Source organism: Streptomyces sp. NPDC053665 (genome assembly GCF_055585285.1).
This window is the reverse complement of sequence record NZ_JBVJKK010000002.1, coordinates 719042-734296: the sequence shown is the minus strand read 5'-3', so window position 1 is coordinate 734296 and position 15255 is coordinate 719042. Positions and strand designations below refer to the sequence as shown.

At 73.4% G+C, this 15255-nt stretch carries 12 protein-coding genes; 11 read left to right on the top strand and 1 reads right to left on the bottom strand.

From position 1 onward, the window contains the following. Positions 1 to 36: 36 nt before the first annotated feature. The 3 genes from ACZ6ZN_RS10850 (at position 37) to ACZ6ZN_RS10840 (ending at position 3962) form a co-directional block, all read left to right on the top strand. On the top strand, positions 37 to 1545 hold the full coding sequence (locus tag ACZ6ZN_RS10850) for a CYTH and CHAD domain-containing protein (protein WP_469645014.1): 1509 nt from the start codon (positions 37 to 39) through the stop codon (positions 1543 to 1545). Positions 1546 to 1633: 88 nt separating this feature from the next. Further along, on the top strand, positions 1634 to 3598 hold the full coding sequence (locus tag ACZ6ZN_RS10845; protein ID WP_398110361.1) for a TIGR03960 family B12-binding radical SAM protein: 1965 nt from the start codon (positions 1634 to 1636) through the stop codon (positions 3596 to 3598). Between the two features lie 76 nt (positions 3599 to 3674). Next, entirely contained in the window at positions 3675 to 3962 is a 288-nt protein-coding gene (locus ACZ6ZN_RS10840) for a hypothetical protein (RefSeq protein WP_398110362.1), read from the top strand. A gap of 235 nt (positions 3963 to 4197) precedes the next feature. On the opposite strand, the gene ACZ6ZN_RS10835 is transcribed toward ACZ6ZN_RS10840, so the two are convergent. Beyond that, positions 4198 to 4887, bottom strand: coding sequence for a GAF and ANTAR domain-containing protein (locus ACZ6ZN_RS10835; protein ID WP_469645010.1), 690 nt, complete (start codon positions 4885 to 4887; stop codon positions 4198 to 4200). Between the two features lie 138 nt (positions 4888 to 5025). On the opposite strand from ACZ6ZN_RS10835, the gene ACZ6ZN_RS10830 reads away from it, so the two are divergent. The 8 genes from ACZ6ZN_RS10830 to obgE all read left to right on the top strand — a co-directional run bounded on the left by ACZ6ZN_RS10830 (position 5026) and on the right by obgE (position 14639). Then, positions 5026 to 5523 (top strand): DUF2975 domain-containing protein, encoded by a 498-nt coding sequence (locus ACZ6ZN_RS10830; RefSeq protein WP_398110364.1) that lies wholly within the window; start codon positions 5026 to 5028, stop codon positions 5521 to 5523. Then, positions 5523 to 5753: a helix-turn-helix domain-containing protein gene (locus tag ACZ6ZN_RS10825; RefSeq protein ID WP_398110365.1), complete on the top strand. Its 231-nt coding sequence runs from the start codon at positions 5523 to 5525 to the stop codon at positions 5751 to 5753. The genes ACZ6ZN_RS10830 and ACZ6ZN_RS10825 overlap by 1 nt, the downstream gene beginning before the upstream one ends. A 41-nt stretch (positions 5754 to 5794) precedes the next feature. Next, positions 5795 to 6943, top strand: coding sequence for a hypothetical protein (locus ACZ6ZN_RS10820; protein ID WP_469645006.1), 1149 nt, complete (start codon positions 5795 to 5797; stop codon positions 6941 to 6943). Positions 6944 to 6991: 48 nt separating this feature from the next. Continuing rightward, on the top strand, positions 6992 to 7774 hold the full coding sequence (locus tag ACZ6ZN_RS10815; protein WP_451879279.1) for a TIGR03936 family radical SAM-associated protein: 783 nt from the start codon (positions 6992 to 6994) through the stop codon (positions 7772 to 7774). A 254-nt stretch (positions 7775 to 8028) separates the two neighbouring features. Beyond that, positions 8029 to 12231, top strand: coding sequence for an Rne/Rng family ribonuclease (locus ACZ6ZN_RS10810; RefSeq protein ID WP_469645002.1), 4203 nt, complete (start codon positions 8029 to 8031; stop codon positions 12229 to 12231). Between the two features lie 270 nt (positions 12232 to 12501). Continuing rightward, positions 12502 to 12822, top strand: a complete 321-nt coding sequence (rplU, locus tag ACZ6ZN_RS10805) for a 50S ribosomal protein L21 (RefSeq protein WP_289920160.1) — start codon at positions 12502 to 12504, stop codon at positions 12820 to 12822. Between the two features lie 14 nt (positions 12823 to 12836). Next, a complete protein-coding gene (rpmA, locus tag ACZ6ZN_RS10800) occupies positions 12837 to 13091 on the top strand; it encodes a 50S ribosomal protein L27 (RefSeq protein ID WP_010041940.1) in 255 nt (84 codons plus the stop codon). A 111-nt stretch (positions 13092 to 13202) separates the two neighbouring features. Beyond that, on the top strand, positions 13203 to 14639 hold the full coding sequence (obgE, locus tag ACZ6ZN_RS10795; RefSeq protein WP_451879277.1) for a GTPase ObgE: 1437 nt from the start codon (positions 13203 to 13205) through the stop codon (positions 14637 to 14639). Positions 14640 to 15255 lie beyond the last annotated feature (616 nt).

Sequence of the window (15255 nt, the reverse complement as noted above, 5' to 3'; positions counted from 1 at the left end):
GTACCGCGTTCCGGCCAGGACGGTTAGATTCGCTTCATGGCGGACACCAAGCGCGAGATCGAGCGGAAGTACGAGGCTCCGGACGGGGGCCTGCCCGACCTGACCGGTGTCGGCGCGGTCGCCACCGTCGCCGACCGGGGGATCACCCACCTCGACGCCACCTACTACGACACCGCCGACGAACGCCTCGCGGCGTCGTCTGTCACCCTCCGGCGCCGCACCGGCGGCTCCGACGCGGGCTGGCACCTCAAGCTCCCGGTCGGCCCCGGCGTACGCGACGAGATCCGGGCCCCGCTGAGCGACACCCTCCCCGAGGAGCTCGCCGCCCTGGTCCGCTCCCGGGTCCGCGACGGGGAGCTGCTGCCGCTGGTGCGGCTGCGCTCGGACCGCGACGTGCGGCACCTGCTCGACGCCACCGGACAGCTGCTCGCCGAGGTCAGCACGGACGCGGTGCACGCCGAGCGGCTCACCGGCGCCGGGGGAGAGGTGCGCTGGACCGAGATCGAGGTGGAACTGGCCGACGGCGGCGACCCGGCCTTCCTCGACAAGGTCGACAAGCGGCTGCGCAAGGCCGGCGTACGGCCCTCGCGGTCGGCGTCGAAGCTGGCCCGGGCGCTGGCCGACACGGCACCGCCGCGACGCAGCCGCCCGACCACCCCCGCCGGCAGGCCCAAGACCGCCGGCGACCACGTCCTGGCCTACGCGCGGGAACAGCGCGACGCGATCGTCGGGCTCGACCCGGCCGTGCGGCAGGACACCGAGGACTCGGTGCACAAGATGCGCGTGGCCACCCGCCGGCTGCGCAGCACCTTCAAGACGTTCCGCGCCGTCCTCGACCGGACCGCCACGGACCCCCTCGCCGACGAGCTGAAGTGGCTCGCCGGCGAACTGGGCGTGGACCGGGACCGCGAGGTCCTCACCGAGCGGCTCACGGACACCCTGGACGAGGTGCCCGCCGCCCTGGTCCGCGGCCCGGTGAAGGAGCGGATGCTCGCCTGGTCGAAGGCCGAGCACGGCGGCGCCAGGGGCCGCCTCGCCGGGGTGCTCGACTCGCGCCGCTACCTCACGCTGCTGGACACCCTCGACGCGCTGCTCGCCGACCCGCCCCTGCTCGACGCGGCCGCGAAGAAACCCGGCAAGCCGGTCACCCGGGCGGTGACCAAGGACTTCCGCAAGGTCGCCGGGCTGGTCGTCCGGGCCCTGGAGCTGGAGCCGGGCACCGAGCGGGACGTCGCCCTGCACGAGGCCCGCAAGAAGGCCAAGCGCACCCGCTACGCGGCCGAGGCCGCCCGCCCGGTCCTGGGCAAGCCGGCCAAGAAGCTGGCCAAGTCCATGAAGACCCTGCAGAACCTGCTCGGCGAGCACCAGGACAGCGTGATGGCCCGGCAGACCCTGCGCGAGCTGTCGGCGGTCGCCCACGCCGCCGGCGAGAACACCTTCACCTACGGCCTGCTCCACGAGCGCGAGGAGCAGCGCGCCCTGCGCGCCGAGGCCGACCTGCCGGACCTGTGGGAGCGGATCAAGGGCTCCGCGTCGGGCCTGTGATCCGGCGGGCGTACGGAGGTGCTCCGCGCTCGCGTTAGGCTGGATGGTCACCCCTGTCAGTACAGTCCAGCTCACGAAGGTGCGCGACATGCCTGCCGAAGTCGCTGCGTCGGTCTTCCCGCAGCTCGAAGCTCTGCTCCCGCACGTGCAGAAGCCGATCCAGTACGTCGGCGGAGAACTCAACTCCACGGTCAAGGACTGGGACGCCTGTGACGTCCGCTGGGCGTTGATGTACCCGGACGCCTACGAGGTCGGCCTGCCCAACCAGGGCGTCATGATCCTCTACGAGGTGCTGAACGAGCAGGAGGGCGTCCTCGCCGAGCGCACGTACAGCGTGTGGCCGGACCTGGAGGAGCTGATGCGCGAGCACCGCGTCCCCCAGTTCACGGTGGACAGCCACCGGCCGGTGAAGGCCTTCGACGTGTTCGGCCTGTCCTTCTCCACGGAGCTGGGCTACACGAACATGCTGGCGGCCCTGGACCTGGCGGGGATCCCGCTGGAGTCCCGCGACCGCACGGTCGACGACCCGATCGTCCTGGCCGGCGGCCACGCGGCGTTCAACCCGGAGCCCATCGCGGACTTCATCGACGCCGCGGTCATCGGCGACGGCGAGCAGGCCGTCCTCGACATGACGCGCATCATCCGCGAGTGGAAGGCGCAGGGCCGTCCGGGCGGCCGCGAGGAGGTCCTGCTCCGCCTGGCCAGGACCGGCGGCGTGTACATCCCGGCGTTCTACGACGTGGAGTACCTGCCCGACGGCCGTATCGCCCGGGTCGTGCCCAACAGGTCGGGCGTGCCGTGGCGGGTGTCCAAGCACACCGTCATGGACCTCGACGAGTGGCCCTACCCCAAGCAGCCGCTGGTGCCGCTGGCCGAGACGGTCCACGAGCGCATGTCCGTGGAGATCTTCCGCGGCTGCACCCGGGGCTGCCGCTTCTGCCAGGCCGGCATGATCACCCGCCCGGTCCGTGAGCGTTCCATCACGGGCATCGGCGACATGGTCGAGAAGGGACTGAAGGCCACCGGCTTCGAGGAGGTCGGCCTGCTGTCGCTGTCGTCGGCGGACCACAGCGAGATCGGCGACGTGGCCAAGGGCCTCGCCGACCGCTACGAGGACGACAAGATCGGCCTGTCGCTGCCCTCCACCCGCGTGGACGCGTTCAACATCGACCTGGCCAACGAGCTGACCCGCAACGGCCGCCGCTCGGGCCTGACCTTCGCCCCCGAGGGCGGCTCGGAGCGCATCCGCAAGGTCATCAACAAGATGGTCTCGGAGGAGGACCTGATCCGCACGGTCGCGACGGCCTACGGCAACGGCTGGCGCCAGGTGAAGCTGTACTTCATGTGCGGCCTGCCCACCGAGACCGACGAGGACGTCCTCCAGATCGCGGACATGGCGACGAAGGTCATCGCCAAGGGCCGCGAGGTCTCCCGCTCCAACGACATCCGCTGCACGGTCTCCATCGGCGGTTTCGTGCCCAAGCCGCACACGCCGTTCCAGTGGGCCCCGCAGCTGTCCGCGGAGGAGACCGACGCCCGTCTGCAGAAGCTGCGGGACAAGATCCGCGGCGACAAGAAGTACGGCCGTTCCATCGGCTTCCGCTACCACGACGGCAAGCCCGGCATCGTCGAGGGCCTGCTCTCCCGCGGCGACCGCCGCATCGGCGCGGTCATCCGCGCGGTGTACGACGACGGCGGCCGCTTCGACGGCTGGCGGGAGCACTTCTCCTACGACCGCTGGATGGCGTGCGCGGACAAGGCGCTGGAGCCGTTCGGCGTGGACGTCGACTGGTACACCACCCGCGAGCGCGGCTACGAGGAGGTCCTCCCCTGGGACCACCTCGACTCGGGCCTCGACAAGGACTGGCTGTGGGAGGACTGGCAGGACGCCCTCGACGAGACGGAGGTCGAGGACTGCCGCTGGACCCCGTGCTTCGACTGCGGGGTGTGCCCGCAGATGGACACCCACATCCAGATCGGCCCCACGGGCAAGAAGCTGCTGCCCCTGACGGTCAAGAACGCGGCGCCGGCTCCGAGCGGCCACGCGCACTGAGGCCCGAGGCCGGGAAACCGGGGCGGGCAGCGGCTGCCGGGATGCGGAGGAGCGCGTCCCGGCGGATGGTGTTGGCATGAACCAGCACCATCAGCTCTCCTCCCGGACGATCGACATCGACACCCGCCTCGTGCGGGCCGGTGCCCTGCTCACCGCGGCCGGTGCCGTGGTGGCGAGCGTGGGCATGGCCCTCGGGGCCGTCGCGGTGTTCGCGGCGGGCCGGCGCATGATCCGCACCATGGACGTGCCGCCGTCCCAGCAGGCGGCCGCGAAGTGGCATCAGGCCAAGGAGGCGTCCCGGGCGGGCGTGCAGGCGTGGCACGACTCCGCGTCCCACGCCCACGACGGCTCGCTCGCGAACTGACCGGCGTTCGGCGCCGGGCATCCGGTGCCCGCACCGGCCCCCGGGGCCGGTGCGGGTGGAGTGCTGCTCGCTGCCGCACGCCCCGGTGCAGGCGGGCCTCCCGGGCGTCGCGCCGGCGGGAGGTGAGAGGGCCGTTTCGCGGGGGACCCGCTGAACAGGCCGGGTCGGTGACGCTCCCCCGGGGGATGGGCCCGGCCAAGGCTCCCCCGGTTCAGACTGTGTGCCGGGGGAGCCGTCAGGCCAGGCCGCCCTTCTCGCAGACCTGGCGGGCGACCTCGCGGAGCTTGACGTTCTTCTCCTGCGAGTAGCGGCGCAGCACGTCGAAGGCCTGCTCCTCGCTGAGGTGGTGGCTGCCCATGAGGATGCCCATGGCCTCGCCGATGGTGTGGCGGGTGGCCATCGCCTGTTCCATCTGCGCGTGGCTGCGGGCGCTGGAGAAGGCGACAGCCGCGTGGGAGGCCAGCAGCCAGCCCGCGGTCTCGCTGTCCTCGGAGAAGGACCCGGGCCGCTTCGCGTAGAAGTTGAGCGCGCCGAACTCCTCGTCCTCGGTGTACAGCAGGAAGCCCATCATGCTGCCCAGGCCCAGCTCACTGGCTCCTGCGGCGTAGGCGGGCCAGCGCGTCCGCTCGGTGGTGACGTCGGCGATGCGGAAGACCCGGGCACCGGGGCCGGCGCGGGCCGCGTCGAAGCACGGCCCCTCGGCGAGGCGCTCCTGCAACCGGTCGCTCCGCACGACCAGGTCGTGGGTGGGGGCGAGTGACTCCACGCGTGTGCCGTGCAGGAGGAGGATCCCGGCCGCGTCGCAGCCCTCGACGAGTTCGGTGGCCGAGCCGGTGATGCGCCGGAGGGTGGTCTCGACCGAGTCCTGGGCGAGCAGGTCGCGCGCCATGGCGGCCATCTCCCGAGCGAACACGCGCCAGTCCACGGTCTCCTCCTCGTCGCACCCCGGCTTGGGTTCCTCATGCCACGGTGCCACGAGTTCCACGCCCGGGAAGGGCGACCACTTGCCGAACCTATCGATTCTCGATAGTTTTCCATCGTAGGTCGATCGAGGGAGTGAGCGATGGGAAAGCTGGCCGTGGGGGCGCTGCGTGTGGTGCTCGTGGTGCTGCTCGCCGGGTCGTTGTTCGTGCAGGGCGTGATGGTCCCGCTGCTGGCGGTCGACATGAACGGGCTCAAGCCGGAGTACGCGTATCTGCGCACACCGATCCTCGTGATCCTCGTCCTGGGGGTGCTCACGGCCCAGGTCGTCGCGGTGTGCGTGTGGCGGCTGGTGACGATGGTGCGGCGGGGCACGGTGTTCTCGCACGGCGCCTTCCGGTACGTGCACCTCGTGATCGGCGCGTTCGTCGCGGCCGCGTGCCTGGTCTTCGCGCTGGGAGTGGTCCTCGCCCCGGGTGAGGCCGTCGCCCCGGGAGTGGTGCTGCTGCTGGGCGGCGTCGGTGTGGCCGTGCTGGGGGTCGCGCTCGTCGTGCTCGTGCTGCGGATGCTGCTCGCCCAGGCCGTCGCCCGCGACCTGGAGGCCGGCCGGCTGCGGGCCGAGCTGGAAGAGGTCATCTGATGCCGATCGTCGTCGACATCGACGTGATGCTGGCCAAGCGGAAAATGTCCGTGGGCGAGCTGGCGGAGCGGGTCGGCATCACCCCCGCCAACCTGGCCGTGCTCAAGAACGGCCGGGCCAAGGCGGTCCGCTTCTCCACCCTCGCCGCGCTGTGCGAGGTGCTCGAGTGCCAGCCGGGGGACCTGCTGCGCTGGGAGGCGGACGTACCGGCGGAACCGGCCGTGCCCTGACCCGCTGCATCCGAACGGGGCCCTCAGGCGTCTACGCCGGTATGGACCTGGAGAAACCGTCCCGGGAGCAGCCCCGGCGCGCAAGCGAGCAGCCCCGGCACGCACCGGAAGAACCCGGGGGCTGCCTCGCCGTCGCCGTGCGGATCCCCGTGCGGATCGTCGTGCTCGTGCTGGTCGTCCCCGTGCGCATGCTGTGGGACGCGCTGGTCGTGTCCGGACGGTTCCTGAACGACGTTCTGCTCCGGCCGCTCGGCCGGGCCCTGCTGTGGCTGGCGCGGGCGGTGTTCGTCTGGCCGTTCGTCGGCCTGTGGCGGTACGTGGCCGTGCCGGTGGGCAGGGCCCTGGCCTGGCTGGGGCACGTGCTCCTCGTCGTCCCGGTCGTGTGGCTCTACCGCCACCTCCTGACCCCGCTGGGCCGGGCGGCCGCCTGGGTCGCCCGTGGCCTGTGGGCCGCGCTGGGCTGGGTGTACTCGGGCCTCCTCACACCCGTCGGTCATGCCGTGATGTGGGTGGTGAGAGGGCTGGGCACCGTCCTCGCCGCCCTCGGCAGCGGCCTCTGGACGGGGGCGGCCTGGCTCGCGAAGTACCTCGTCGTGGTGCCCGCGCTCCTGCTGTACACCTGGGTGCTCGTACCGGTCGGCCGCGCGGTCGCCTGGTGCGGCAGGGGCCTGGTGTGGCTGGTGAGCACCGTGGTCGGCGGTGTCGGGACGGGCCTGTACTGGATCGCGCGCATCCTGTTCGTCCTGCCCGCCCTCGCCGTGTGGCGCTGGGTCCTCGCCCCGGTCGGCCGCGTCCTCGCCGTCGTCGGACGCGAGGTGGGGGACGCCCTCGGCCACGCCTGGCGTGTCGCCGGGCACGTCTCCCTCGCCGTCGGCCGGTTCCTCGCCACCGTCTTCCGGTGGATCTTCGTGGAGCCGGTGCGGTGGGTGTACCGCAGTGTCCTGACCCCCGTCGGGCACGCCGTACGGGACGCCGTCCTGCGGCCCGCCGCCGAGGCCGCCCGCGCCGCCGGGCGGGCCGCGCGGCAGGCCCTGGCCGCCGCGCGGGAGTCCGCACGCCAGGCGCGCGCCGATCTGCGGCGGACGCTGTTCGGCGGCCCGAGCCGGCCCCGGTCCGCCGCCCTCGGGGAACCTTCCGGGCGCGAGCCGCGTACCCTTGGCAGCAGTACGACCGCTCTCACGAAGGACTGAACGACACTGGGCAAGCGACAGCCCGAAGGCCCGCCGCCCGCACCCGCGGTGCAGCGCATCCGACTGCGTTACACCAAGCGCGGCCGCCTCCGGTTCACCAGCCACCGTGACTTCCAGCGCGCCTTCGAGCGTGCGTTGCGCCGTGCCGAGGTGCCGATGGCGTACTCGGCCGGTTTCACACCGCACCCGAAGGTGTCGTACGCCAATGCCGCACCCACCGGCACGGGCAGTGAGGCGGAGTACCTGGAGATCGCGCTCACCGCGCCGCGCGACCCGGAGCAGCTCCGGGTCCTCCTCGACGAGTCCATGCCCACCGGGCTCGACATCGTCGAGGCGGTCGAGGCCCGCACCTCGGGACTCGCCGACCGGCTGACGGCTTCCGTGTGGGAGCTGCGGCTGGACGGCGTGGCGCCGGAGGAGGCCCGCCGCGCGGCGGACGCCTTCGAGCGGGCCGAGACCGTCGAGGTCCAGCGACTCGCCAAGAACGGCGTGCGCACCTTCGACGCCCGCTCCGCCGTCGTGCGCCTGGAGGTGCGCGACCTCCCGGAGACCCACGGTTCGCAGGCTGATAGGCCGACCGACCAGCCCTGTGCGATACTGCGGCTGGTTGTTCGGCACGTGACGCCTGCCGTACGACCCGACGACGTCCTGTCCGGTCTCCGCGCCGTGGCCGACCTGGCGCCGCCGGTCCCCGCAGCGGTGACCAGGCTGGCGCAGGGGCTGCTCGATGAAGAGACCGGCACGGTGACCGACCCGCTCGCGCCCGACCGCGAGGCAGCCGAGGCCCCCTCAACGGCCGAGGAGACTGCCGCCGCGACGGCGCCGGTGTAGGCACCGCGTAGGGACGGACGTCGTAGCGCCGCCCTCGGACTCGGGAGCCACCTGGGTCGGGCAGCGCACCGACCAGAAGACTTTCGCCAGGCCGTACGCATTCGGCGTACGGAACCGGCGAGACAGGACACGGAGAGCTCCCGTGCGGCGCCCGCGCCCCGGACGGCGGCGACGCGCACAGCGCGAGCCGCGGACGTCACCGGCATCGCCGGGCCAGGCGCGGCGCCCGGGAGCCTGACGGGAGAAAAGCCCGCATGCTCGAACCGACCGAACCCGCAGAGTCCTCGACCGGCTCTGACGAGAACAACAACACCCCCAGCGACACCCTGCCGCCCCGCCGGCGGCGGCGTGCCGCCTCCCGGCCGGCGGGTCCCCCCGCCGGTGGCGCCTCCGACGCGACGGCGGAGACCGTCGCTGCGGCCGTGCCGGCCGCCGAGGCCGACGAGCTCGCCGCCGACGGAGTGGAGTCCGACGAGGTCGAGGCGGCCGCCGCCGAGCTCGAGGAGACCCCCGAGGCCGCTGCCGAGGACATCGCACCCCCCGCCCCCAAGCGGCGGCGCGCGGTGCGCCGCGCTTCCGCGCCCGCCGGCTCCCCGGCCGACGCCGAGGCCGCCGAGACCGTGGTTCCCGCGACCTCCGCCGCGGACGCCCCCGTCGCTCCCGAGCCCGCCGCGGCTCCCGCGACCGCCGAGGTGTCCGAGGAGCCCGCTCCCCGCCGCACCCGGCGCCGCGCCACGCGCACGGTCACCTCGCCCACCGCCGCGCAGGCCGAGACCGCGCAGGCCGGAACGGCACAGGCCGAGACGGCGCAGGCCGCACCGGCCGCCGCCGAGCCCGCCGCGGTGCAGGCCGAGCCCGCGGCCGCCACGCCGGACGACGCCGAGCCCGCTGCCGCCGACACCGAGGACGCCGCCCCGCGCCGCACCCGCCGGCGCGCCTCGCGACGCGTCTCCGCACCCGCGTCCGCGCCCGTCGGCGCGGACGGGAGCGCCGAGGAGGCGCAGCCCGCCGTGACCGGGGTCCCGGCCGCCGAGCCCGCCCCCGAGGTCGAGGCCGCCGCCGAGAAGACCACCGAGGCCCCGGCCGCCGAGGCCGACCGGGCCGAGGAGACCGCCGAGCCGGCCGAGGACGCCGGTCCGCGCCGCCGTCGCCGGGCCGTGCGCCGGGCCGCGGGCGGCTTCGCCGAGCCCGCCCGGCCCGCCAGGTCCGCCAAGCGCGCCGCGCAGTCCGACGCCGGTGCCGCCGACGACGAGAGCGAGGCCCCGGCGCGTCCGACCCGGCCCGCCGTCGCCCTGTTCCAGGCCCCCGTGTTCGCCGAGCCCCAGTTCCAGACCCCGGAGCGGGCCGCAGCGGCGGCCGCCGCCGAGGCCGCCGGGCCCGCGGACTCCGAGGAGCCCGCGGAGGCCGAGGAGACCGCGCAGGCGGAGGAGCCCCGCGAGGAGCAGTCCGGCGGTGCCCGTCGCCGCCGTCGCCGCCGCGGCTCCGCCGAGGACACCGAGGACCGCGCCACCGAGACCCGGACCGCCGAGCCCGCCGCGCAGGACGCCCCGGCCGCCGAGGACGACACGGACGACGCCGACGACCAGTCCGACGACCAGGCGGACGGCGAGGACCACGACGAGTCCGAGGGCGGCGGCTCGCGCCGTCGCCGCCGCCGGGGCGGCCGCCGCCGTCGCCGCGGCGACTCCGCCGACCTCGACGGCGAGTCCGGTGAGTCCGGGGACGACGACTCCGACCAGGCCGCCGCGGCCCAGGCCGCGCAGGACGCCGAGGACACCGCCGAGCAGACCGAGGAGGACCGCGAGGACTCCGAGGACGGCGACCGGGACGAGTCGGCCGGAGGCGGTTCCAGCAGCAGCCGCCGTCGCCGTCGCCGCCGTCGCCGCGCCGGTGACTCCGGTGCCGACCCCGAGCCCTCCGACGACGACCCGGAGCGCACGGTCGTCAAGGTCCGCGAGCCCCGCCCCCAGCGCGAGAAGAGCTCCGACGCCGCCGACGAGGTGCAGTCCATCAAGGGCTCGACCCGTCTGGAGGCCAAGAAGCAGCGCCGCCGCGAAGGCCGCGAGCAGGGCCGCCGCCGCGTCCCGATCATCACCGAGGCCGAGTTCCTGGCCCGGCGCGAGGCCGTCGAGCGCGTGATGGTCGTCCGCCAGCACGGCGACCGCACGCAGATCGGCGTCCTCGAGGACGACGTGCTCGTCGAGCACTACGTCAACAAGGAGCAGGCGACCTCGTACGTCGGCAACGTCTACCTCGGCAAGGTGCAGAACGTGCTGCCGTCGATGGAGGCCGCCTTCATCGACATCGGCAAGGGCCGCAACGCCGTGCTCTACGCCGGCGAGGTCAACTTCGAGGCGCTCGGCATGGCCCATGGGCCGCGCCGCATCGAGTCCGCCCTGAAGTCCGGCCAGTCCGTGCTCGTCCAGGTGACGAAGGACCCGATCGGCCACAAGGGCGCCCGGCTGACCAGCCAGGTCTCCCTGCCGGGCCGCTACCTCGTGTACGTGCCCGAGGGCTCGATGACCGGCATCAGCCGCAAGCTGCCCGACACCGAGCGGGCCCGGCTGAAGACGATCCTCAAGAAGATCGTCCCCGAGGACGCGGGCGTCATCGTGCGCACCGCCGCCGAGGGCGCGAGCGAGGACGAGCTGCGCCGCGACGTCGAGCGGCTGCAGCAGCAGTGGGAGGACATCCAGAAGAAGGCCAAGAGCGGCAACGCCCCGACGCTGCTCTACGGCGAGCCGGACATGACCGTCCGGGTCGTCCGCGACATCTTCAACGAGGACTTCTCCAAGGTCGTCGTCAGCGGCGACGAGGCGTGGTCGACGATCCACGGGTACGTCTCGCACGTGGCGCCCGACCTCGCCGAGCGGCTGCAGAAGTGGACCTCCGAGGTCGACGTCTTCGCCACCTACCGGATCGACGAGCAGCTCGCCAAGGCCCTCGACCGCAAGGTGTGGCTGCCCAGCGGCGGTTCGCTGGTGATCGACCGGACCGAGGCGATGGTCGTCGTCGACGTCAACACCGGCAAGTTCACCGGCCAGGGCGGCAACCTCGAGGAGACCGTCACCCGGAACAACCTGGAGGCGGCCGAGGAGATCGTGCGCCAGCTGCGGCTGCGCGACCTCGGCGGCATCATCGTCATCGACTTCATCGACATGGTGCTGGAGCAGAACCGGGACCTGGTGCTGCGGCGCCTGCTGGAGTGCCTCGGCCGGGACCGTACGAAGCACCAGGTGGCCGAGGTGACCTCGCTGGGGCTCGTGCAGATGACCCGCAAGCGGGTAGGCCAGGGGCTGCTGGAGTCGTTCTCCGAGACCTGCGTCCACTGCAACGGGCGCGGCGTCATCGTGCACATGGAGCAGCCGACCTCCGCCGGGGGCGGCGGCAAGCGCAAGAAGCGCGCCCGCGCCGGTGCCGCCGACCAGCCGCACGTGCACGAGGCGGCCGTCGAGACCGCCGAGCAGGAGGCGGAGACCGAAGCCGAGGTCGTGGCCGAGACCGCCGAGCCGGCGGCCCTGCCGGAGCCGGCCTTCGAGCCGGACGAGGAGCTGTACAGCAGCGCCGCCGAGGCCGAGGCCGCGGCGGGCCGTGGCAGGTCGCGGCGCCGGGCGAGCCGGCGCGCGTCGGCCCCGGCCGGTGCCCCGCGCGGTGGTGCGGCGGAGTCCAGGCCCGAGAAGGGCAGGGGCAAGGCCGAGCCGGACTCGGACCGGACCCAGGCGCCGACCGCGCAGGACGTGACCGCCGAGCAGGAGGCCGCCCGCCCGGTGCGGCCCGAGACCGCCGCCGAGGCGCAGGCCGAGCCGATGGCCGTCGAGGACCCGGTGGTCGAGGCCCCGGTCGCCGAGCAGGCTCCGGTGGCCGAGCAGGCTCCGGCTGCCGAGGAGGCCGCTCCCAAGGGCCGTGGCCGTCGCCGCGCCACGCGCAAGGTGTCCGCTCCGGCCGGTTCGCCGGCGGGCGCCGAGGCCGCCGTGGTGACGGTCGCCGAGACCGCGCCCGCCGCTCCGGAGGCCCCCGCGGCCACGGAGGAGCCCGAGCCGGCCGCGCAGCCCGAGGCGGTCGCCGAGGCGCCCGCCGAGAGCGCCGCTCCGGCCCGTCCGCGGCGCCGGGCCGTGCGCAAGCCCACCGTGTCCACCGCGTCCGAGGAGGCGGCCGTCGTGGTCGTCCCGTCGGTCGCGTCCGAGGAGGCCCCGCAGGCCGCCGAGGAGGGCGCGGAGGAGGCGTCCGAGGAGGCCGCCCCGGCCAAGAAGACGGCCCGCAAGACGGCCAAGAAGGCCACGGCGAAGAAGGCCGCCACGAAGAAGACGGCGGCCAAGAAGACCGCGGCCAAGAAGACGACGGCCAAGAAGGCGGCGAAGACCACCAAGACCGCCGCCAAGAAGGCCACGTCGAAGAAGACCGTCGCGGCGGAGCAGTCCTCCGGGGCCTCCGTCTCGGCCTCCACCGACGAGGCCTGACCGGCCCGGACTCCCCGGGGGCGGGCGTGATGCACACGCCCGCCCCCGGGGAGTCGGACCGGCGTGACCGGTCGCACAGGGGGCCGGCCCGGCTCGGTTTGACCCTTTCGGCCGCGGCCCCGTAACCTTGACCGTCGGCGTGTCGACTGACGCGTCACATCCCCGTAAACCTCATCCTCCAGGGCGCCGGGCGCCCAGGAGAGGCGGCCCGCTGTGTCGGGCTGCTGGCCTGCGGGGGTGCCGTTTCCCGAGCGAGAGAGTGAGTTCCGCGTGTACGCCATCGTGCGCAGCGGTGGTCGCCAGCACAAGGTTGCTGTCGGCGACATCGTTGAGGTTGACAAGATTTCCACTGCCAAGGTTGGCGACACGGTCGAGCTCTCGACCCTGCTCGTTGTCGACGGCGAGTCCGTGACCAGCGACCCGTGGGTGCTGGCCGGCATCAAGGTCCAGGCCGAGGTCGTGGACCACCACAAGGGCCAGAAGATCGACATTCTGCGCTACAAGAACAAGACGGGCTACCGCCGTCGCCAGGGCCACCGCCAGCAGTACACGGCGATCAAGGTCACTGAGATCCCCGCGGCTGCGAAGTAAGGGACTGAGGAGAAATGGCACACAAGAAGGGCGCATCGTCCACCCGGAACGGTCGCGACTCCAACGCCCAGCGGCTCGGCGTGAAGCGCTTCGGCGGTCAGGTCGTCAACGCGGGTGAGATCCTGGTCCGCCAGCGCGGCACCCACTTCCACCCGGGCGCCGGTGTCGGCCGCGGCGGCGACGACACGCTGTTCGCCCTGCAGGCCGGTTCGGTGCAGTTCGGCACCCACCGTGGCCGCAAGGTCGTGAACATCGTTCCGGTCGCCTGATCGGAAACCTTTCGCGAGGCGGGCCTCACTTCCCCCAGGGGAAGCGGGTCCGCCTTTCGCGTGTTACCCAAGAGACATCCCCGCAGTAAGTAGTAACTGGAGGCACATCCCATGACCACCTTCGTGGACCGCGTCGAGCTGCACGTCGCCGCGGGTAACGGAGGCCACGGCTGTGCCTCCGTCCACCGTGAGAAGTTCAAGCCGCTCGGCGGCCCGGACGGCGGCAACGGCGGCCGTGGCGGCGACGTGATCCTCACCGTCGACCAGTCCGTCACCACGCTCCTCGACTACCACCACTCGCCGCACCGCAAGGCCACCAACGGCAAGCCCGGCGAGGGCGGCAACCGCTCCGGCAAGGACGGCCAGGACCTGGTCCTGCCGGTGCCGGACGGCACCGTGGTGCTGGACAAGGCGGGCAACGTCCTCGCCGACCTGGTCGGCCACGGCACCTCCTTCGTCGCCGCGCAGGGCGGCCGGGGCGGCCTCGGCAACGCCGCGCTGGCCTCCGCCCGGCGCAAGGCGCCCGGCTTCGCGCTGCTCGGCGAGCCGGGTGACCTGCGCGACGTCGTCCTGGAGCTGAAGACCGTCGCCGACGTGGCCCTGGTCGGCTACCCGAGCGCCGGCAAGTCGTCGCTGATCTCGGTGCTGAGCGCCGCCAAGCCGAAGATCGCCGACTACCCCTTCACCACCCTCGTGCCCAACCTCGGGGTCGTCACCGCCGGTTCGACGGTCTACACGATCGCCGACGTGCCCGGGCTGATCCCCGGGGCGAGCCAGGGTAAGGGCCTCGGCCTGGAGTTCCTGCGGCACGTCGAGCGGTGCAGCGTGCTCGTGCACGTCCTGGACACGGCGACCCTGGAGTCCGACCGCGACCCGGTGTCCGACCTCGACATCATCGAGGAGGAGCTGCGCCAGTACGGCGGTCTGGACCGGCGTCCGCGGATCGTCGTGCTGAACAAGATCGACGTGCCGGACGGCAAGGACCTGGCCGAGATGGTCCGGCCCGACCTGGAGGCGCGCGGCTACCGCGTGTTCGAGGTGTCGGCCGTGGCGCACATGGGCCTGAAGGAGCTGTCGTTCGCGCTCGCCGAGCTCGTCGCGACGGCGCGGGCCGCGAAGCCGAAGGAAGAGGCGACGCGCATCGTCATCCGGCCCAAGGCCGTGGACGACACGGGCTTCACCGTCACGCAGGAGGAGGACGGCCTGTACCGGGTGCGCGGCGAGAAGCCCGAGCGCTGGGTGCGGCAGACGGACTTCAACAACGACGAGGCGGTCGGCTACCTCGCCGACCGGCTCAACCGGCTCGGTGTCGAGGAGGCGCTGCTCAAGGCGGGCGCCCGCGGCGGCGACGGCGTCGCCATCGGCCCCGAGGAGAACGCGGTCGTCTTCGACTGGGAGCCGTCCATGATGGCCGGTGCCGAGATGCTCGGCCGGCGTGGCGAGGACCACCGGCTGGAGGCGGCGCGGCCCGCCGCTCAGCGCCGCAGGGACCGGCAGGCCGAACGCGACGAGGCCCAGCAGGAGTTCGACGACTTCGAGCCGTTCTGACCGGCCCTCCCGCCGGCTGACCGCACCGGCTGCGCCCCGGGGACGTGCCCCCGCCGCAGCCGGTTGGGCTCGGCGGGGCGTGGTGCCTGCGGCGCGCTCCTCGGCGCGACCGCCACCGGAGCCCGTCCGGGCGCCGGCTTCACCCCCTGAACAGGCTTCGGACGCGCCTGTAGTCGAGCGTCCGTCAGACCCGCCCCGGCACAGGCTCGTTCCAGCGCCGGCGGCGGGTCTTCCTTTGCGTGCTCGGTCGTCCTGCACGTGGGCCCCGCGCAGCAGCGGGCCGATCGCCCGCGAGCGTGACGCTTCCCGCCCCCTCTCCGCACGTCCACCCACCTGCGCTGACGAATCGGTGACCGTGTTCTGGGTCGTTCCCCGCCGTATTCGGAATGGTGCGGAAATCCCCGTGCGGACCCCGTGCGAACCCAGAGCGAACCCCGAGCGGAATTGCCTCGCGAGGGGCCGACGGGCGCTTCGAATTCGGCACCGGCCGGTCATCGGTGCATCTCGACGATCTCTCGGCGGTGCGCCGTGCTTCGCGCCGCCCGGCCCCCGTGTGCTGTCCCCGCCGGATCGATCGACGCGTCAACACGCCTGCCGCGCAGGGGACTTCACCCGC

Excerpts from the sequence above, each read along its gene's own strand:
- obgE (WP_451879277.1), top strand. The coding sequence starts at position 13,203 with ATGACCACCTTCGTGGACCGCGTCGAGCTGCACGTCGCCGCGGGTAAC.
- ACZ6ZN_RS10830 (WP_398110364.1), top strand. The coding sequence starts at position 5,026 with ATGGGAAAGCTGGCCGTGGGGGCGCTGCGTGTGGTGCTCGTGGTGCTG.
- rpmA (WP_010041940.1), top strand. The coding sequence starts at position 12,837 with ATGGCACACAAGAAGGGCGCATCGTCCACCCGGAACGGTCGCGACTCC.
- ACZ6ZN_RS10820 (WP_469645006.1), top strand. The coding sequence starts at position 5,795 with ATGGACCTGGAGAAACCGTCCCGGGAGCAGCCCCGGCGCGCAAGCGAG.
- ACZ6ZN_RS10825 (WP_398110365.1), top strand. The coding sequence starts at position 5,523 with ATGCCGATCGTCGTCGACATCGACGTGATGCTGGCCAAGCGGAAAATG.
- ACZ6ZN_RS10845 (WP_398110361.1), top strand. The coding sequence starts at position 1,634 with ATGCCTGCCGAAGTCGCTGCGTCGGTCTTCCCGCAGCTCGAAGCTCTG.
- ACZ6ZN_RS10810 (WP_469645002.1), top strand. The coding sequence starts at position 8,029 with ATGCTCGAACCGACCGAACCCGCAGAGTCCTCGACCGGCTCTGACGAG.
- ACZ6ZN_RS10850 (WP_469645014.1), top strand. The coding sequence starts at position 37 with ATGGCGGACACCAAGCGCGAGATCGAGCGGAAGTACGAGGCTCCGGAC.
- ACZ6ZN_RS10840 (WP_398110362.1), top strand. The coding sequence starts at position 3,675 with ATGAACCAGCACCATCAGCTCTCCTCCCGGACGATCGACATCGACACC.